This is a genomic window from Streptomyces sp. NPDC031111, assembly GCF_055570675.1.
Map to the genome: position 1 here is coordinate 121,277 of NZ_JBVIGS010000021.1, position 17,211 is coordinate 138,487.

Genomic DNA, 17,211 nt, shown 5'->3' on the forward strand with positions numbered 1-17,211 from the left:
ATGCAGACCCATGCATCCGGGCAAGAGACGTACGTAACGGCCAAATCAACAAAAACGTGAGTGGCCGTCCCAGGTCTTGCCATTAGGGTTCAATCGTCAATACCGTCATACATCTCACCCGCATCGGTCCGTCAGTACGCGGCTCCAGGGGAGGGCTCAGGACCGCGACGAACCGGCGCGGGGCGCGGTAGGGGGGTGCCGTGCTCGGTGACCGCAACGTGTGACCGGGCCGTGCCGCGCGGTCGGCTGCCGTTTTCGCGGCCGGCCAGCTTTGCCAGCTCACCCGGCGTGCACGGAGCTCCGTTCGCCGTGCCCGTGGGGTGAGAACCCCCCTTTCGAACCGGACGAACAGCCGGGCCGCCCGAGGGGCGGGCGGTCCACCGGACGAGAGGGACCAGACTCATGAGCTCCGTTCTGCAGCCGGCGACAGAGGATCAGGATCCGCCGGTCGCCCGCATCTACCGGCCCGTCTCCACCCACCTGGCCATCGCGCCACCGGTGAGCGTGGTGATCCCGGCCATGAACGAGGCGGAGAACCTGCCGTACGTCTTCAAGACGCTTCCCGACTGGATCCACGAAGTGGTCCTGGTCGACGGCAACTCCACCGACAACACCGTCGAGGTGGCCCGCGAACTCCGGCCCGGTGTCAGGGTCGTCGGGCAGAGCGGCAAGGGCAAGGGGGATGCCCTGCGTGCCGGGTTCGAGGCCTGCACCGGCGACATCATCGTGATGGTCGACGCGGACGGCTCGGCGGACGGCAACGAGATCGTCAGCTATGTCTCCGCGCTGGTCTCCGGCGCGGACTTCGCCAAGGGGTCCCGCTTCGCCAACGGCGGCGGCACCGACGACATGACGTTCATCCGCATGCTGGGCAACCGGGTGCTGTGCGCCGTCGTCAACCGCAAGTTCGGCGCGCGGTACACCGACCTCTGCTACGGCTACAACGCCTTCTGGCGCCACTGCCTGGACAAGATCGACCTCGACTGCACCGGATTCGAGGTCGAGACCCTGATGAACATCCGGGTCGTCAAGGCCGGCCTCAAGGTGCAGGAGATACCCAGCCACGAGTACCTGCGCATCCACGGCACCAGCAATCTGCGGGCCGTGCGCGACGGTTTCCGCGTGCTGAGAGTGATCCTCGGGGAGCGTTCCAACCGGCGTGCGCTGCGCCGGCGTCCGCACCCCTCGCCGCTGCTCGAAACGGTCCGGGGGAAGGTGTCTTGAGCGATCCCGGCACCCCGGGCATCTCGGTCGTGATCTGCGCCTACACCGAGGACCGCTGGGAGGACGTCCTCGCGGCGGTCGCCTCGGTCCGGGCGCAGTCACGGCCGGCCCTGGAGACCCTGCTGGTCGTCGACCACAACCGGGCTCTCCTGGACCGTCTGGGCAAGGAGTACAAGGAGACGGAGGACGTGCGGGTGCTCGCCAACGCGGGCCCCCGCGGCCTGTCCGCCGGCCGCAACACCGGAATCGCCGCCTCGCGCGGGGAGGTCGTGGCCTTCCTCGACGACGACGCCGTGGCCGAACGCGACTGGCTGACGCGCTTCGCCGAGGCGTACGACGATCCGCGCGTGATGGCGGTCGGCGGGCGCACCGAGCCGGTCTGGGCGTCGGGCCGGCGCCCCCGCTGGTTCCCCGAGGAGTTCGACTGGGTGGTGGGCTGCACCTACCGGGGCCTGCCCGGCGGGCGCGTGCGGGTGCGCAACGTGCTCGGCGGCAACGCCTCGTTCCGGCGCACCGCCTTCGACGCGGCGGGCGGCTTCGCCACCGGCATCGGGCGCGACGGGAACAAACGTCCACTGGGCGGTGAGGAGACGGAGCTGTGCATCCGCCTCAGCCGCGCCCGTCCCGACGCGGTCCTGCTGATCGACGACCGCGCGGTGATCCACCACCGGGTGCCCGAAGTCCGCGAGCACTTCCGCTACTTCCGCACCCGGACCTACGCCGAGGGGCTGTCCAAGGCGCTGGTGGCGCGCAGTGTGGGAGCGGAGAAGGGGCTGGAGTCAGAACGCCGGTACACCACACGCGTCCTGCCGGCGGGGGTGGTGCGGGGGCTGCGCGACGCCCTGCTGGGCCGGCCGGGCGGCGCCGGACGTGCGGGGGCGATCGTCGCCGGGGTGCTCACGGCGGCGGGCGGCTATGTGGTGGGGAGCGTACGGGCGAGACGGGGCGGCGTCACGTTCACCGTGGTGGGGATCGAGGAGGCGGGCCGTGACTGACGTGCGCGTGCCGATCCTCATGTACCACGCGGTCGCGGCCGAGCCGAACGAGGCGACCCGCGCCCTGTCCGTGACGCCGGAGGCGTTCGCCGAGCAGATGGCGGTGATCGCGGACCGCGGCCTCACCCCCGTCACCACGGCCGAACTCGCCGCGTGCTGGCGCTCGGGCCGCCCGCTGCCCGAGCGGCCGGCCCTGATCACCTTCGACGACGGCTACGAGGGCGTGCACCGGCACGCCCTGCCCGTGCTCGCCGAGCACGGTTTCCCGGCCACCCTGTTCGTCTCCACCGGCTGGCTCCGGGGACCGTACGACACCGGCGGTGGCCTGGACACCATGCTCGACTGGGACCAGGTGCGCGAACTGGCCGACGCGGGGGTGGAGATCGGCGGGCACAGCCACAGCCATCCGCAGCTCGACCAGCTCGACGACCGCCGGCTGCGCTCCGAGCTGATCCTGTGCAAGGAGATCGTCTCCGACCAGCTGGGCTCCGTACCCGCCTCGTTCGCGTACCCCTACGGCTACTCCAGCCGCCGGGTGCGCCGGGCTGTGCGGGAGACGGGGTACGCCCAGGCGCTCGCCGTCGGCAACGGCCTCGCCCGCCGCGCCCAGGGGCCGTACGCCCTGCGGCGGGTCACGGTGCGGCGGTCGACGGACACCGCCGAGTTCGCGCGACTGGTGGAGGGACGGGCCGTCGGGCGCGCCTTCGCCCGAGACCGGGCGCTGACCAAGGGGTACGCGGTGGTGCGCCGGGCCCGGCGGGCGCGAGGGCTGGTCGCCCGGCCGGCCGGCTGACGCGGGGGCCACGATCCGTGTGCACCGTGAAACCGGGTGCACACGGCGCCCGCGTGACCGATCATGGCGGCATGTCCGCGCAACCGCACGACGCACTGCCGATCCGGCTCAACGTCGACGACAGCGACTCCCCGTCCGATGTCGTCGACGCGCTGTTCCTCGGCCGCTTCGCGACGGGCGAGCAGCCCTTCTCGCACGCCGTCAACATCGACCGCGTACGCCCCGGCGCGACCCTGCTGCCCGCGGACGCGCGTGTGCTGCGGATCGCCCGGGACGACGACCGCAGCGCCACCCTGGCGGAGGGCGACGGCTGGACGCTGCTGGTGTCCCGCTGGAGCCGGGGCGCCGACGTCACGGTCACCGCGACCAGCGCCGACCTCGCGGCGAAGATCCTGGGCGAGGCCACCGACGGCGCGGCGGACGAACCGGAACCGCAGCCGGAGAACGTCACCATGGGCTTCTGGTACGTCTCCCCGCGCCGCGGCCCGCACCGCACGACCCGGCAGATCTCGGCGGGCACCTGGGACGAGGTGCGGCCCAACTACACCGCGCCGGTGGCGGACGCGATGGACCGGCTGATGAAGACCACCCCCGAGGACATCTCGGGCCGGCTGCTCCTGCTGCACGGCCCGCCGGGCACCGGCAAGACCTCCGCGCTGCGCACGCTGGCCCGGTCCTGGCGGGACTGGTGCCAGGTGGACTGCGTGCTGGACCCCGAGCGGCTGTTCAGCGACGTCGGCTATCTGATGGACATCGCGATCGGTGAGGAGGACGCGGCCGGGAAGGGCCGCTGGCGGCTGCTGCTGCTCGAGGACTGCGACGAGCTGATCCGGGGCGAGGCCAAGCACACGGCCGGGCAGGCGCTGTCCCGGCTGCTGAACCTGACGGACGGTCTGCTCGGCCAGGGCCGCAACGTCCTGGTGGGCGTCACCACCAACGAGGACCTGGAGCGGCTGCACCCCGCCGTGGTCCGCCCCGGCCGCTGCCTCGCCCGGATCGAGGTGGGGCGGCTGACCCGTGCGGAGGCGGTGAACTGGCTGGGCCACGAGGAGGGCGTCGGCCGCGAGGGCGCGACCCTGGCCGAGCTGTACGCCCTGCGCCGGGGCACGTCCCCGACGTCGCTGCCGGAACCGCGCGGGGACGCGGACGCGGGCCTGTACCTGTAGGTGCTTTGATGGTCGTATGACCCTGTTCGTCGGGACGTCGGGGTGGCAGTACCGGGACTGGCGCGAGGTGCTGTATCCGGCCGGGCTGCCGATGCGGCTCTGGCTGGAGGAGTACGCGGCACGGTTCGCCACCGTCGAGATCAACAACGCCTTCTACCGGCTGCCGTCCCTGGAGACCTTCGAGGCCTGGCGGGAGCGGACCCCGCCGGGGTTCGTCGTCGCGGTCAAGGCGAGTCGCTATCTGACGCACATCAAGCGGCTGCGGGAGCCCGAGGAGCCGGTCGAGCGCCTGATGAGCCGGGCGGCCGGGCTGGGCGACCGGCTCGGCCCGGTCCTCCTCCAGCTCCCGCCCACCCTCCGCGCCGACCCCGCGCTGCTGCACACCTGTCTGCGCCGCTTCCCGGAGTCGACCCGGGTCGCGGTCGAGCCGCGCCATCCGTCCTGGTGGACGCCGGAGGTACGCGCCGTACTGGAGTCCCGGGGCGCCGCCCTGTGCTGGGCCGACGTCCTGGCCCGCCCCGCGACCCCCCTGTGGCGCACCACCGACTGGGGCTACGTCCGCTTCCACCAGGGCCGCGCCCACCCCTGGCCCCACTACGGCCGCCAGTCCCTGCGAACCTGGATCGACCGCATAGCGACCACCTGGTCCCCGGCGGAGGACGTCTACACCTACTTCAACAACGACCCGAACGCGGCAGCGGTGACCGACGCGATGCGTTTCGCCCAACTGGCCCGCACCGCACAACTGACGGTCACCAGGACCCCCTCGGGGCCGGGGGCCGAGCAACACAGCCGACGCTGACCATCACGCCCTCAGGGGCGCGGGGAACTGCGCGACCAGCCACGACACACCCCCAGCCGGACGGCGACAGTCACCCCGACGACGCTCACCCGTAAGCCGCCCGCAGGGCATCCCGCACGGCGGCCAACGCCTCATCCTCCGACGCGCCCAGCCGCCGCGCCTTCGCGGCAAACCCCTGCGCGGCGGCCGCCAACTCCCGCTCCGCCGCCGCCCCCGCGGCGGCGATCACCGTCCCGTTGCGCCCCCGCGTCTCGATCACCCCGTCCGCCTCCAGCGCCCGGTACGCCTTGGCCACCGTGTTCGCCGCGAGGCCGAGCGTCTCGGCCAGCCCCCGCACCGTCGGCAGCCGGTACCCCACGGGCAGCGCCCCCGACCGTGCCTGCTCGGAGATCTGCGCCCGCACCTGCTCGTACGGGGGCACGCCGTCATCGATCCGGATCTTCAAGGTCACGGCCCGATTGTCCCGCACCCCGGCGGAAAATGAGAGGCGGCCCGGGCGCGTCCGCCGTAGCGTGCGCCTTCATGACTGTGACCGTCCGCGATCTTCGCCCCGACGCCCGCGCCGATCTCGAGGGCTTCGCCCGCGTCCGGCACGCCGCGCTGCCGTTCATCCTCGTCACCCCCGAGTCCCTGGCCCACGACCTCACCCATCTCCACCCCGACGCCCGCTACCGGCCCCTCGTCGCCGTGGCCGACGGCGAGGTGATCGGCACGGCGCAGGTGCACCTGACCCACGAGAGCTCCGAGCCGGGCCAGGGCAACATCAACGTGTACGTGCACCCCGAGCACACCCGCCGGGGCGCCGGGACGCTGCTCGTACGCGCCGCCGAGGAGCATCTGGCGGCGCACGGGGGGACCAGGCTGTTCGCCTGGGTGCTGGACGAGCCGGGCAACCGCGCCTTCGCCGAGCGGCACGGCTACCGGGCGAGCCGCTCCGCCCACTTCCTCCGCCTGGACCTGGCGAACGGCACCCTGCCCCCGCTCCAGGACCCGCCGCCGGGCGTGGAGTTGCGCCCGGGTTCGGACTTCGCCGCCGACCCGCGCCCGCTGTTCGAGCTGGACGCGGAGACGGTGGCGGACGAACCGAGCGACGTGGACACGGAGTTCACGGACTACGAGGCGTGGCTGGAGGAGACCTGGCGGCACCCGCTGTTCAGCGCCGAGCTGACCACGGTGGCGCTGGTCGACGGCCGTCCGGCCGCCTTCTCCGCGGCCCGCACGGACGGCGGCACCCGGTACGGCACGGTCATGACCGGCACCGCCCGCGCCCACCGCGGCCGGGGCCTGGCCAAGCTCGCGAAGAACGACTCCCTGCATCGCGCCCGCGCGGCCGGGTACTCGGAGGCGTTCACGGGCAACGACACCGGGAACGGGCCGATGATCGCGATCAACAAGTGGTTCGGGTACGAGATCTGCGGGACGGAGGTGCGGTATGTCCGCGCACTCGGCTGACGGGCCGACCCTGGTGGAGGTCGTGCTCGTCAAGGCGGGACGGATGAAGATCCGGTATCCGGCCGAGCTGCTCGCCGACGACGGCACCCGTGCCACCGTGCGCGCCCCGTGGGCGGGTGAGGGCGTGCGGGACTTCGGCTTCGTCCGCTTCGAGCCCGGTGACGTCTTCACGGAGCACTACTGGCGCGACCGGTGGTACTCGGTGAAGGAGGTCCGCACCGCCGACGGCACCCTGAAGGGCCACTACTGCGACATCACCCGCCCGGCCGAGCTCTCCGCCGGCCGGCTGGTCGTCGAGGACCTCGACCTGGACCTGTGGGTCTCCGCGGACGGCACGGACGTACGGCGGCTGGACGAGGACGAGTTCGCGGCGAGCGGCCTCGTGGTGAAGGACCCCGAGGCGGCGGCCGCCGCGGTGGCCGCCCTCGACGAACTGGACGCCCTGGCGCGCGAGGGCGGGTTCGGCGCGCTGCTGCGGTGACGGCGCGGTCAGCCGGGGACGACTACGGCCGCGTACCGCTCGTCGTCCACGTCCCGGCCCCACAGCGCCGTGTCCTGTGACAGCCGCTCCACGCGCACCCGTCCGCCCAGCGGTGCCAGGAGGGCGGTGAGCCGGTCGGCGGGTATGCCGACCGGGCTCACCGTCCCCCACACCCCCTCGATCAGGACGAGCCGTCCTCCGGGCCGCAGCACGTCCCGCCAGTGCCGCAGCGCCCGGTCCGGCTCGGGCAGGGTCCACAGCACATGCCGGACGAGGACGGCGTCGTAGCGCTCCTCCCCGACCGGTGGTGCCGTCGCGTCGCCGACGAGGAACACGGCGTCACGTCCGGCGAGCTTCTCCCGGGCGAGCGCCACCATGGCCGGGGACCGGTCGACGCCGGTCACCCGGTGTCCCTGCTCGGCCGCGAGGAGGGAGAGGCTGCCGGTGCCGCAGCCGAGGTCGAGGACGTCGGCGCCGCGTCCGGGCAGCCAGGTCCGCAGCCGGGCGGCCCAGGCGGCGCGCACGCGCGGGTCGCGCAGGCCGTGGTCCGGCTCCTCGTCGAAGGCGGACGCCTCCGCGTCCCAGTCGACACCGTCCGCGCTCGTCCCGTCACTGTCATGGGTGGTCATGGCCCCAGGGTGACACCCGCCACTGACAATCGATTCGTGACAGCGGCCACAGACAGAACGGGACCGATGAGGAACTCTCCCCCGAAAGGTCTACCTCCGTGAGAACGCGGAACCCGGTGGACCCCGAAGGAGGCAGCCATGCGCCGTGTCACCGTGCACAAGCCCCCGAGGAAGACGGACGCCCGCCAGGTCCGCGAGGAGGCCGACGAACGCCCCGCGGGACGACCCGAGGTCCGCAAGGACATCGCCCGCACCTGGTGGCCCGACGGCTGACCGTCCGGCACCCGTACCTGATCCCAGTCTGAGCACTCCCTTAACGCGGCCATAAGGATCTCTCTCCACGGCCTTCGACAGGCGATTTCGCCGGTTCGGGGGGCTAGTTTCTGAGCCACCCCACGGGATTCACCACCCCCCACCCGATCCAGTGATCGCTGTCGAGGAGTTGCTGCCCCATGCCCGCACGCCGCAAGGCCGCTGTCGCCGCCGTCGGTCTCGTTCCGCTCGCCCTGACCGGGCTGTCCGCCGCTCCGGCGTCCGCGCACGGTTCGATGGGCGACCCGGTCAGCCGGGTCTCCCAGTGCTACGCCGAGGGTCCGGAGAGCCCGAAGTCGGCGGCGTGCCGGGCGGCGGTCGCGGCCGGCGGCACCCAGGCGCTCTACGACTGGAACGGCATCCGCATCGGCGACGCGGGCGGACGCCACCAGGAGCTCATCCCCGACGGCAAGCTGTGCAGCGCCGGCGACGAGGCGTTCAAGGGGCTCGACCTGGCCCGCGCCGACTGGCCGGCGACGAGCGTGAGCAGCGGCTCGTACACCTTCAAGTACCGCGTGACCGCCCCGCACAAGGGGACGTTCAAGGTGTACATCACCAAGCCGAGCTACGACCCGTCGCAGCCGCTGGCCTGGGACGACCTGGACCTGGCGAATCCGGTGGCGACCTCCACCGACCCGGCCGCGTCGGGCGGCTTCTACACCTTCGACGGCACCCTCCCCGAGCGCTCCGGCAAGCAGCTGCTGTACGCGGTCTGGCAGCGGTCGGACAGCCCGGAGGCGTTCTACTCCTGCTCGGACGTCACGTTCGGCGGCGGAGCGGCGGCCGGCGGCGGTGGGAGCGCCGACGCGGGCGACACCCCGAAGGAGGCGGCCGCCCCGGCGCCCACCGCCTCCGCGCCGTCCGAGGAGCAGATCGAGGACGGTGCCGACAAGTCGACCGTCGAGAACCACGGGCACGGCGACGACGACCCGAACACCTCCGCGGAGCCCGTGGCGGCCGACGACGGCACCACCGGCAACCAGCCCAAGGCGGCCGGTGCGTCGGAGAACCTCGCGGAGACCGGCGGCGACGCCAACACGCCGTATCTGATGATCGGCGGTGCCGCGGCGCTGGCGCTCGGCTCGGCGGCGCTGTTCGCCTCCGCGCGGCGGCGTACGGCGACCGGCCGGCACGGCCGCTGAACCCGACTCGGGGCCCTGTCCGGCGGCTCAGGCCGGACAGGGCCCCGATGCGTGCGCCCTCATGGACACGTGTCAGCCGAACACCGACGCGCAGGTGGTGGGTTTGGCCCGGGCCGGGTCGAGGGCGTTGGCCACCTCGTGGAAGGCGATCCGGTCGAACAGCCCGATCGCCAGGTGCTCGGACAGATCGAGCGGACAGAGGTCCTGGAGCAGGACGTTGCGTACGTTCGGCCCGGTCAGGTATCCGCTGCGGTAGGGCGTGACGACCTCGTCGTACCGGGTGGCGATGACGGTGTAGCGGACGCCGGGCACGGTGTCGCCGCCCTCGTTGAGCTTGGTGAGGAAGTCCGAGCCGGCGACCTGGTCGGCGAGCGCGGGGGTGGCCTCGCTCAGCAGGTCCTCGGCGCCGGGGAAGTACGGCAGCAGCCGGGTGAGGCCGCCCAGGGTGGTGCCGTGGTTGCTGGGCGCGATGCCGACCAGGGCGTTCACCTCGTCGGCTCCGCCGAGGAACTTGAGGTAGTAGCGCGGCATCATGCCGCCCTGGGAGTGGCCGACGATGTCGGTCTCGGCGGCGCCGGTGGCGGCGAGCACCTTGTCGACGAAGGCGTCGAGCTGTTCGGCGGACTTCTCGGTGGGGCCGAGGCCGTGGAAGAAGGGGACGCCGGGGAGTTGGCCGTAGTCGAGGGAGAAGACGCAGTAGCCGCGGTTCTTCAGATAGGGCGCGAGGCCCAGCCAGTTGTCGACCGAGTTGCCGAAGGTGCCGTGGACCAGGACGACGGGGCGGGGATGGGCGGCGGAGGGCTTGCAGGAGTAGTCGTTCCAGCCGCTGGACGGTGCGCTCGCGGCCTGGGCGCCGGCGGCGGTGGGGAGGGTGACGCCCGCGGCCAGCAGCAGCGCGGCCAGCGGTCTGATCACTCGCTTCCAGGGCAGCATCGTGTGATCTCCTTGCGATGCGGGGAAAGGGTGGGGTCCTGACGCCCTGTGATCCGGATCACGAGGATGCTGTTCACTGGTCAAGTTACGGGTGAGTAGCAAAACTGGGAAGTTACGCGTCGGTAAAAACTTCCGGTGTTAACCGGCGAGCCCCCGTGGGCCGCCGATAGAGGGTCACCAAGCGGGGCGAATCGGCCCGTTGGGGGCGATGCGCAGCAACCGCCCCGCCAGCTCGCGGAGCTCCGCCTCCCCCAGCACCTCGCCCCAGGCCCGTACGGCCTCCGCCGCCGCCTCCTCGGCGGCCCGGGTGCAGGCCCACCCGCGCTCGGTCAGCACCACCAGCCGCGCCCGCGCGTCCCCGGGGTGCGGGCGCCGCTCGGCGTACCCCTTGCGCACCAGTTCGTCGACGAGCTGGCTCGCGGCCTGCTTGGTCATCCCGAGATGGACCGCGAGGTCGGTGACCGTCGCGCCGTCCGGGGCGAGCCGGGTGAAGGCGAAACCGTGCGCGGGCCGCATCCCTTCGAAGCCGCGCGCGAGCACCCCTTCATTGATGCGCCGGGTGAGCTCACCGGCGACGGCGAGCAGGGCGGCGGACAGGGCCATGGCGTCGGAGTTCTGCACGGGGAAATTCAAGCACCTTGACGAAATGGTCAAGCAGACTGACCATACAGTCAAGCTACTTGACCATATTCCACATGGAGGCCCGTCATGCCCGTCGTCCGCCCGTCCGACGCCGTCGTCCACGAGATGCACGGCGCCCGCTTCGTCTCGTACGCCTCCCCCTCGACCGGCAGCAAGGAGCTGTGCGCCTGGCGGGGTGAGATCCCGGCCGGCACCCGGGCACCCGCGCACACCGTCAGCCGGGAGGAGATCTTCCATCTGCTCGCCGGCGAGCTGCTGATCACCCTCGACGGCACCACCCACCGCGTCACCGCTGGCGACACGGTGATCATCCACCCCGGCGCGACCCTCGCCGTGGAGAACCCGTCCGCCGAGGCCGCCGTCTCCTGGGTCACCACGTCCCACGGCCTGGAGGCGACGCTGGCCGACGGCACCCGCATCGTGCCACCGTGGGCCAACTGAGCCCGGCGGGCACGTCCTACGCGGCCAGCGTCCCCGGCATCACCGCGCGGGGGCCGAACTTCGCCCGGGCGCGGTCCGCGACCTCCTCGATCCTGCGCACCTTCTCGTCCACCGGATCGAAGGTGAGCTGGTGGGAGGCCTGCTCGGCGGGGTCGAGCCCCTCCGCGCGCAGCGCGATCGCCCGCACCCGGGCACGCTGGAGGCCGAGCGCCTCGTACAGGCCGTACGCCGCCCTGGTGAGCGCGGCCGAGTGCGCGGTCGGCTCGGGGAGCGTGCGGGTGCGGGTGGTGGCGGACCGGTCGGCGTAGCGCACGGTGAGGGTGAGGCTCCGGCAGACCTTGTCGAGGGCGCGCAGCCGGGCGCCCAGTTCCTCGGCGGCCGAGAGCAGGGCGCGGCGGTGCCGGCCGGGGTCCAGTTCGTCGCGGGTGAAGGGGCGTTCGGTGGCCAGGGACCGGGAGACCGCGTTCGGGACGACCCGGCCGCGGTCGACGCCGTTCGCCTTCTCGCGCAGCTCCCGCCCGACCCTGGCGCCCACCAGCCGCTGGAGCGTGGACAGCGGGGCGGCGGCGACCCGGCCGAGGGTGTCGAGGCCGTACTCGCACAGGGTGCGGGCGGTCTTCGTGCCGACGCCGGGCAGCTCGGCGACGGGCCGGTCGGCGAGGAACTCCCGCACCTCGCCCTCGGCCACCGCGCGGGTCAGCCCCGGCCGGGCGTCCCGCAGGGCCATGCGCGCCAGCATCGGTCCAGGACCGGCGCCGATCACGCAGTCGACGCCGTGCAGGGCGAGGGCGCGGACCCGGATCACCGAGGCCAGTTCGACGGCGGTGCGTCCGAAGTACCGTTCGGCGCCGCGCAGGTCGGCCAGCGCCCCGTCCGGCGGCAGGGCCTGCACGACGGGGGTGAACTCCTCCAGCAGGCCGAGCAACTGGGGCAGGGCGGCCTCGTACATCGGAGGCAGCTGGAAACGTACGCAGAGAATGGTCATCCCGCACTCCCCGGACTCTGGTGCCACAACTTCCTTCCCACCGCGGGCCCTTCGCCCGCGGGGCGCAGATCGGCCCAGGGGTGCATCTCGTACCCCGTGGGCATGCGGATCGTCCTGTCCCCCTCCATCGGCTCCATCGGCTCCCTCGGCTCCCGGGCCGCGGAACCGGCCGGCTCGGCGAGCCGGGCCGCGACGCCCTCCAGGCCCTCCTCCCGGCGGATCTCCAGCAGGTCGGCGAGGTTCCAGGCGGCGGAGCCGACCACACTGAGACTGCGTGGACCGCGGCGCTGCACCACCCCGCGCACCAGCAGCAGCCAGGAGTGGAAGACGGTGTGGGCGCAGGCGTCGTGGGAGTCGTCGAAGAAGGCGAGGTCGACCAGGCCCGTGCCGTCGTCCAGGGTGGAGAAGATGACCCGCTTGCCGGAGCGGATGGGCGGGGTCTGGGTGGCCGCCTTGGCGCCCGCCACCAGCACGGTGTCCCCGTGCCGGGCCTCGCGCAGCCGCCGCGCGGAGACCACGCCCAGCTCCTCGAGGAAGGTTCCGTGGTCGTCCATCAGATGGCGCGAGGCGTCCATGGACAGCACGCCCAGTTCGGCGCTGAGCTTCTCCGCCGAGGTGAGGTCGGGCAGCCCGGCCGAGGCGGTCTTCCGGCCACCGGACAGGGGGAGTTGGTCGCCCCGTCCGCCGCGGGCGCCCCGGTGCAGTTCGGTCAGGTGCAGTTGCAGGTCGCGGCGGTTGGCGCCGAACGCGTCCAGCGCGCCGACCTGGGCGAGGCGTCCGGCGAGCGGACGGCTGGGGCGGGCCCGCTCCCAGAAGTCGAGCAGTGAGGCGTACGGCTGTCCCTCGGCGATGCGGGCGGCCTCGGCCTCGCTGATGCCGTGCACGTCGGAGAGTGCCAGCCGCAGGCCCCACACCTCCTCCTGTGATTCAGACACCAGTTCGATCCTGTGTGCGACCCCCGACTTGTTCACATCCAGCGGCAGGATCGGCACCCCGCGCCGCCGCGCGTCCGCCAGCAGCAGCCGCTTCGGGTACATCCCGGGGTCGTGGGTGAGCAGCCCCGCGTAGAAGGCGGCCGGGTGGTGCGCCTTCAGCCACGCCGACTGGTACGTCGGCACGGCGAAGGCGACCGCGTGCGCCTTGCAGAAGCCGTAGGACCCGAAGGCCTCGACGATCTCCCAGGTCCGCTGAATCGTTTCCGCGTCATAGCCCCGGGCCTCCGCGTGCTGCGCGAACCACACCTTGATCCGCCCCTGCGACTCCGGGTCGGAGAGCCCGCGCCGCACCCGGTCCGCCTCGCCGCGCCCGCAGCCGGTCATGATCGACACGATGTCGATGACCTGCTCGTGGAAGACGACGACCCCGTACGTCCCCTTCAGCGGTTCCTCCAGGTCCGGGTGCGGGTAGCGCACCGGCGCCCGTCCGTGCCGCGCCTCGATGAACGGGCGCACCATGTCGGCGGCGACCGGGCCGGGCCGGAAGAGGGAGATGTCGACGACCAGGTCGTGGAACGTGGCCGGCTGGAGCCGCCCCACCAGGTCCCGCTGGCCCGGCGACTCGATCTGGAAGCAGCCGAGCGTCTCGGTGGACCGGATGAGCCCGTACGTCGCCGGGTCGCCCTCCGGCACCGCGTCCAGGTCGATCCGCTCCCCCGTCGCCCGCTCCACCTCGGTGACCGCGTGCGCCATCGCCGACTGCATCCGCACGCCCAGCACATCGAGCTTGAGCAGCCCGAGGTCCTCGACGTCGTCCTTGTCGAACTGCGCCATGGGGAAGCCCTCGCCGCTGGTCGGCATGACCGGCGTACGGGTCAGCAGGGAGGCGTCGGACAGCAGGACGCCGCAGGGGTGCATGGCGACACCGCGCGGGAGCGCGTCGAGGGCCTCGACCAGCTCCCACAGCCGCCCGTACTTCTCCTTCTCCCCCGCCAGTCGCCGCAGTTCGGGGAGTTCCTCGAGCGCCGCGCGGGCGTCGCGGGCGCGGATGTGCGGGAAGGACTTGGCGACCCGGTCGATCTCGGCCGGATCCATGGACAGCGCCGCGCCGACGTCCCGGATGGCGTGGCGCACCCGGTAGGTCTCCGGCATGGCGACCGTGGCGACCCGCTCGGTGCCGAACCGGTCGATGATCGCCCGGTAGACCTCGAGCCGCCGCGCGGACTCCACGTCGATGTCGATGTCGGGCAGCACGACCCGCTCCTTGGACAGGAAGCGCTCCATCAGCAGCCCGTGCTCGACCGGATCGGCGTGCGCGATGCCGAGGAGGTGGTTGACCAGGGAGCCGGCGCCGGATCCCCGCGCGGCGACCCGGATGCCCATGTCCCGTACGTCGTCGACGACCTGGGAGACGGTGAGGAAGTAGGAGGCGAAGCCGTGGTGGGCGATGATGTCCAGCTCGTGGTGCATCCGCTCCCAGTACTCCCGGCGCCCGGCGTAGCCGCGCAGCACCATGCCCGCCGCCGCCCGGGAGGCCAGTGTCCGCTGGGCGGTGCGGCGGCCCGCGCCGACGAGGTGCGGTTCGGGGAAGTGGACGCTGCCCATGCCGAGGTCGTCCTCGGGGTCGACCAGGCACTCTGCGGCCGTGGCCTGCGTCTGCTCCAGCAGCCGCAGGGCCGCCTCGCGCCGGAAGCCCGCGGCCTCCACGATCCGCTCGGCCGCCCCCAGCATGGCGTTCCGGTCCTTGAGCCAGGCCTCCCCCGAGTCCAGCCCCCTGGCCGGGTCGACGGGGACCAGCCGGCGGGCGGCGTCCAGGACGTCGGCGACCGGGCCGAGTCCCGGGTCGGCGTAGCGGACGGCGTTGCTCAGCACGGGCCGGACGCCCTGTTCCGCGGCGAAGCCCAGGGTGCGGGCGGCCAGCCGCAGGGAGCCGGGGCCGGTGCCCTCGCGTCCGTGCCAGACGGCCTCCAGGCGCAGGGCGTCGCCGTGGACCTCCCGCCAGGGGGCGAGCAGCCGGGCGGCGCGGTCGGGGCGGCCCGCGGCGAGGGCGCGGCCGACGTCGGAGTCGGGGCCGAGCAGGACGGTCAGGCCGTCGGCGTGGTTGTCGTCCCAGGTCAGCAGCGGAAGACCCGCGGCGGTGTGGGCGGCGGAGACCAGCCGGCACAGATCGGCCCAGCCGCGGGCGCCGTCCCGGGCGAGGAAGGTGACACGGGGTGTCGACTCGTCGATGAAGGCACCGCCGCGCACCGGGGTGCGACGCCGGTCCCGCCGTACGGACTCGTCACCCCCTGAGGTCACGGGTGGCGCCACCGCCAGCTCCGCGCCGAACAGCGGACGGACGCCCGCCTTCGCGCAGGCCTTGGCGAAGCGGACGGACCCGGCGAGGGTGTCGCGGTCGGTGAGGGCGAGGGCGTCCATGCCCCGCTCGGAGGCGCGCTCGGCCAGCCGTTCCGGGTGGGACGCGCCGTAGCGCAGGGAGAACCCGGAGACGGTGTGCAGATGCGTGAAACCCGGCACACGCACCTCCCGCACTCGTGAGTCCCGGCCGACTCTCGAACAATTGTTCCCAGCTACCTCACCCCCACCATAGACCAATTTTCGAATGCATGTGCGACATCCGGGTGACCCCTCCCCACCTGCGCAAACACCCGTGGGCACACGAACGGCCCGCCCCTCCGCGCGGAGGGGCGGGCCGTCGTACGAGGTGAGGCTCAGCCGATCTGCGTACCGGTCGCCGAGAGGGCTTCCGTCACCGGCTGGAAGAAGGTCTCACCGCCCGAGGTGCAGTCGCCGCTGCCGCCGGAGGTGAGGCCGACCGCGCTGCTGCCCGAGAAGAGCGAGCCGCCGCTGTCGCCGGGCTCGGCGCACACGTCGGTCTGGATCAGACCGTTGACGATGTCGCCGTTGCCGTAGTTCACGGTGGCGTCCAGACCGGTGACCGTGCCCGAGTGCACCTGGGTCGTGGAGCCGCTGCGGGTGACCTGCATGCCGACGGTGGCCTCGGCGGCGCCGGAGATCGCCTGCGTGGAGCCGTCGTAGAGGTTCACCTCGCTCGGGTGGTCCACGTCGGCGGTATACTTGACCAGGCCGTAGTCGTCACCCGGGAAGCTGGAGTCCGCGTTCTCGCCGATCACGTTGCCCGAGGAGTCCGACCAGGTGGAGATCCCCTCGGTGCAGTGCCCGGCGGTGAGGAAGTGCGGCTCGCCGCCCTTGGTCACGTTGAAGCCGAGCGAGCAGCGCCCGCCGTTGCCGGTGATGGCGTCGCCGCCCGCGATGAAGGGCTTGTACTCGCCCTTGGTGCGCTGGAGTTCGGCCTTGGCGCCCAGCCCGTCGACGACCTTCGTCAGCTTGGCCCACTCGGCCTCGGAGACGGTGCGGTCGGCGGTGACGACGACCTTGTTGGTGGTCGGGTCGGTCACCCAGGAGGTGCCCGGGATGGTGGCGTCCTGCTTCAGGGTGGTGCGCGCGCTCTTCAGCTCGGCCGACGAGTTCGTCACGACTCTCGCCTCGGCGCCGGCCGCCTCGACGGTCTCGGCTGCGGCCTCGTCGAGCACGTTCACCACGAGGGCCTTGCTCTTCGCGTCGTAATACGTTCCCGCCGCGTCGGCGCCCAGATCCTGGGCGAGCGTCGAGGCGAGCTTTCCGGCCGCTCCGATCGAGAGGGTCCGCGGCGCGGCGTCCGCCGGGGTCTCACTGGCGTTCGCAGTCTGGAAGGTGACCGCGCCGGCGGCCAGTGCGGCGATGCCCGCACCCGCCATGACTGCACGTCGCCTGGGTATGCGTCGGTGCTTCAACTCACGTCCTCCTGTGGGGGGACGGCCCGGGAGGTTGTGGGGACCTCACCGGACCGGAAGGCGTACGGCCACGGGGGCGGAACACAGAAGAAGCCACGCCCGTGCCGGTTGAACGGCGCCTACTCTTCCGAACCCCACAGGGAGCACACAAGGTCGACTTCAGGACGCGCGTACGACAACGGCCGCGCGCCCCCTATGTCCTGACAGGTCATGGACACGCAGGACGGTTCACACTGCAAACGCTACGAAGGAGTAACCGGCGGTACGGTCCGCGGCACATGACCTTGGCTTGAATTCGCCCCCTCGTGGTCCGGATCCATGGACGGCGCGGTGGACGGAAGTTGCTCCCGCATCGATGGCGAACCCGCCGGCGCCGGCTGCTGGGAGGCTCGTTCGAGGAAGCGGAGCAGTTCGACGGGGAAGGGCAGGACGAGGGTGGAGTTCTTCTCGGCGGCGACGGCGACGATGGTCTGGAGCAGGCGGAG

At 72.6% G+C, this 17,211-nt stretch carries 17 protein-coding genes and 1 pseudogene; 10 read left to right on the forward strand and 8 right to left on the reverse strand.

Annotation, left to right across the window (positions count from 1 at the left end; all coding sequences use genetic code 11):
* Positions 1–402: 402 nt before the first annotated feature.
* The 5 genes from ACZ470_RS33500 (at position 403) to ACZ470_RS33520 (ending at position 4,980) form a co-directional block, all read left to right on the forward strand.
* On the forward strand, positions 403–1,224 hold the full coding sequence (locus tag ACZ470_RS33500; RefSeq protein ID WP_468433387.1) for a glycosyltransferase family 2 protein: 822 nt from the start codon (positions 403–405) through the stop codon (positions 1,222–1,224).
* Positions 1,221–2,219: a glycosyltransferase family 2 protein gene (locus ACZ470_RS33505; RefSeq protein WP_468433389.1), complete on the forward strand. Its 999-nt coding sequence runs from the start codon at positions 1,221–1,223 to the stop codon at positions 2,217–2,219. Before ACZ470_RS33500 ends, ACZ470_RS33505 begins: the two co-directional genes overlap by 4 nt.
* Positions 2,212–3,012 carry a polysaccharide deacetylase family protein gene (locus tag ACZ470_RS33510; protein ID WP_468433391.1) on the forward strand — a complete coding sequence of 267 codons (801 nt, stop codon included), beginning with the start codon at positions 2,212–2,214 and terminating at the stop codon, positions 3,010–3,012. The genes ACZ470_RS33505 and ACZ470_RS33510 overlap by 8 nt, the downstream gene beginning before the upstream one ends.
* A gap of 71 nt (positions 3,013–3,083) precedes the next feature.
* Positions 3,084–4,178 carry a DUF5925 domain-containing protein gene (locus tag ACZ470_RS33515; protein ID WP_468433393.1) on the forward strand — a complete coding sequence of 365 codons (1,095 nt, stop codon included), beginning with the start codon at positions 3,084–3,086 and terminating at the stop codon, positions 4,176–4,178.
* A 16-nt stretch (positions 4,179–4,194) separates the two neighbouring features.
* Positions 4,195–4,980 carry a DUF72 domain-containing protein gene (locus ACZ470_RS33520; protein WP_468433395.1) on the forward strand — a complete coding sequence of 262 codons (786 nt, stop codon included), beginning with the start codon at positions 4,195–4,197 and terminating at the stop codon, positions 4,978–4,980.
* An 85-nt stretch (positions 4,981–5,065) separates the two neighbouring features.
* On the opposite strand, the gene ACZ470_RS33525 is transcribed toward ACZ470_RS33520, so the two are convergent.
* Positions 5,066–5,431, reverse strand: a complete 366-nt coding sequence (locus ACZ470_RS33525; protein WP_468433397.1) for a GntR family transcriptional regulator — start codon at positions 5,429–5,431, stop codon at positions 5,066–5,068.
* A gap of 71 nt (positions 5,432–5,502) precedes the next feature.
* Between ACZ470_RS33525 and ACZ470_RS33530 the strand changes: the two genes are divergently transcribed.
* Both ACZ470_RS33530 and ACZ470_RS33535 read left to right on the forward strand, forming a co-directional pair.
* Entirely contained in the window at positions 5,503–6,432 is a 930-nt protein-coding gene (locus ACZ470_RS33530; protein WP_468433399.1) for a GNAT family N-acetyltransferase, read from the forward strand.
* A complete protein-coding gene (locus ACZ470_RS33535; protein WP_468433401.1) occupies positions 6,413–6,913 on the forward strand; it encodes a ribonuclease FAU-1 family protein in 501 nt (166 codons plus the stop codon). The genes ACZ470_RS33530 and ACZ470_RS33535 overlap by 20 nt, the downstream gene beginning before the upstream one ends.
* A gap of 8 nt (positions 6,914–6,921) precedes the next feature.
* Here the strand turns inward: ACZ470_RS33535 and ACZ470_RS33540 are convergent, their stop codons facing one another.
* Entirely contained in the window at positions 6,922–7,542 is a 621-nt protein-coding gene (locus tag ACZ470_RS33540; RefSeq protein WP_468433403.1) for a class I SAM-dependent methyltransferase, read from the reverse strand.
* A 138-nt stretch (positions 7,543–7,680) separates the two neighbouring features.
* Here ACZ470_RS33540 and ACZ470_RS33545 point away from each other — a divergent pair, with 138 nt between their 5' ends.
* Both ACZ470_RS33545 and ACZ470_RS33550 read left to right on the forward strand, forming a co-directional pair.
* A complete protein-coding gene (locus tag ACZ470_RS33545) occupies positions 7,681–7,815 on the forward strand; it encodes a hypothetical protein (RefSeq protein ID WP_468433405.1) in 135 nt (44 codons plus the stop codon).
* 179 nt (positions 7,816–7,994) lie between these two features.
* A complete protein-coding gene (locus ACZ470_RS33550) occupies positions 7,995–8,996 on the forward strand; it encodes a lytic polysaccharide monooxygenase auxiliary activity family 9 protein (protein WP_468433407.1) in 1,002 nt (333 codons plus the stop codon).
* 72 nt (positions 8,997–9,068) lie between these two features.
* Here the strand turns inward: ACZ470_RS33550 and ACZ470_RS33555 are convergent, their stop codons facing one another.
* Positions 9,069–9,929 carry an esterase/lipase family protein gene (locus ACZ470_RS33555; RefSeq protein ID WP_468433409.1) on the reverse strand — a complete coding sequence of 287 codons (861 nt, stop codon included), beginning with the start codon at positions 9,927–9,929 and terminating at the stop codon, positions 9,069–9,071.
* A 174-nt stretch (positions 9,930–10,103) separates the two neighbouring features.
* Positions 10,104–10,550, reverse strand: coding sequence for a MarR family winged helix-turn-helix transcriptional regulator (locus tag ACZ470_RS33560; protein WP_468433411.1), 447 nt, complete (start codon positions 10,548–10,550; stop codon positions 10,104–10,106).
* An 87-nt stretch (positions 10,551–10,637) separates the two neighbouring features.
* Here ACZ470_RS33560 and ACZ470_RS33565 point away from each other — a divergent pair, with 87 nt between their 5' ends.
* On the forward strand, positions 10,638–11,012 hold the full coding sequence (locus ACZ470_RS33565; RefSeq protein ID WP_468433413.1) for a cupin domain-containing protein: 375 nt from the start codon (positions 10,638–10,640) through the stop codon (positions 11,010–11,012).
* Positions 11,013–11,028: 16 nt separating this feature from the next.
* Here ACZ470_RS33565 and ACZ470_RS33570 read toward each other — a convergent pair whose 3' ends face one another.
* From ACZ470_RS33570 to ACZ470_RS33585, 4 genes and pseudogenes are all read right to left on the reverse strand, one after another.
* Complete coding sequence (locus tag ACZ470_RS33570; protein ID WP_468433414.1) at positions 11,029–11,997, reverse strand: DNA polymerase Y family protein; 969 nt, start codon at positions 11,995–11,997, stop codon at positions 11,029–11,031.
* Positions 11,994–15,449: a DNA polymerase III subunit alpha gene (locus tag ACZ470_RS33575; protein ID WP_468433416.1), complete on the reverse strand. Its 3,456-nt coding sequence runs from the start codon at positions 15,447–15,449 to the stop codon at positions 11,994–11,996. The genes ACZ470_RS33570 and ACZ470_RS33575 overlap by 4 nt, the downstream gene beginning before the upstream one ends.
* 194 nt (positions 15,450–15,643) lie before the next feature.
* Positions 15,644–16,726, reverse strand: coding sequence for a S1 family peptidase (locus tag ACZ470_RS33580; RefSeq protein ID WP_468433418.1), 1,083 nt, complete (start codon positions 16,724–16,726; stop codon positions 15,644–15,646).
* A 242-nt stretch (positions 16,727–16,968) separates the two neighbouring features.
* A pseudogene (locus ACZ470_RS33585) lies at positions 16,969–17,211 on the reverse strand (slipin family protein); the annotation flags it as partial.

Bases quoted from the DNA above. Each gene is read 5' to 3' on its own strand.
- ACZ470_RS33500 (WP_468433387.1), top strand. From the start codon at position 403: ATGAGCTCCGTTCTGCAGCCGGCGACAGAGGATCAGGATCCGCCGGTC.
- ACZ470_RS33515 (WP_468433393.1), top strand. From the start codon at position 3,084: ATGTCCGCGCAACCGCACGACGCACTGCCGATCCGGCTCAACGTCGAC.
- ACZ470_RS33520 (WP_468433395.1), top strand. From the start codon at position 4,195: ATGACCCTGTTCGTCGGGACGTCGGGGTGGCAGTACCGGGACTGGCGC.
- ACZ470_RS33530 (WP_468433399.1), top strand. From the start codon at position 5,503: ATGACTGTGACCGTCCGCGATCTTCGCCCCGACGCCCGCGCCGATCTC.
- ACZ470_RS33535 (WP_468433401.1), top strand. From the start codon at position 6,413: ATGTCCGCGCACTCGGCTGACGGGCCGACCCTGGTGGAGGTCGTGCTC.
- ACZ470_RS33540 (WP_468433403.1), bottom strand. From the start codon at position 7,542: ATGACCACCCATGACAGTGACGGGACGAGCGCGGACGGTGTCGACTGG.
- ACZ470_RS33545 (WP_468433405.1), top strand. From the start codon at position 7,681: ATGCGCCGTGTCACCGTGCACAAGCCCCCGAGGAAGACGGACGCCCGC.
- ACZ470_RS33550 (WP_468433407.1), top strand. From the start codon at position 7,995: ATGCCCGCACGCCGCAAGGCCGCTGTCGCCGCCGTCGGTCTCGTTCCG.
- ACZ470_RS33555 (WP_468433409.1), bottom strand. From the start codon at position 9,929: ATGCTGCCCTGGAAGCGAGTGATCAGACCGCTGGCCGCGCTGCTGCTG.
- ACZ470_RS33565 (WP_468433413.1), top strand. From the start codon at position 10,638: ATGCCCGTCGTCCGCCCGTCCGACGCCGTCGTCCACGAGATGCACGGC.
- ACZ470_RS33570 (WP_468433414.1), bottom strand. From the start codon at position 11,997: ATGACCATTCTCTGCGTACGTTTCCAGCTGCCTCCGATGTACGAGGCC.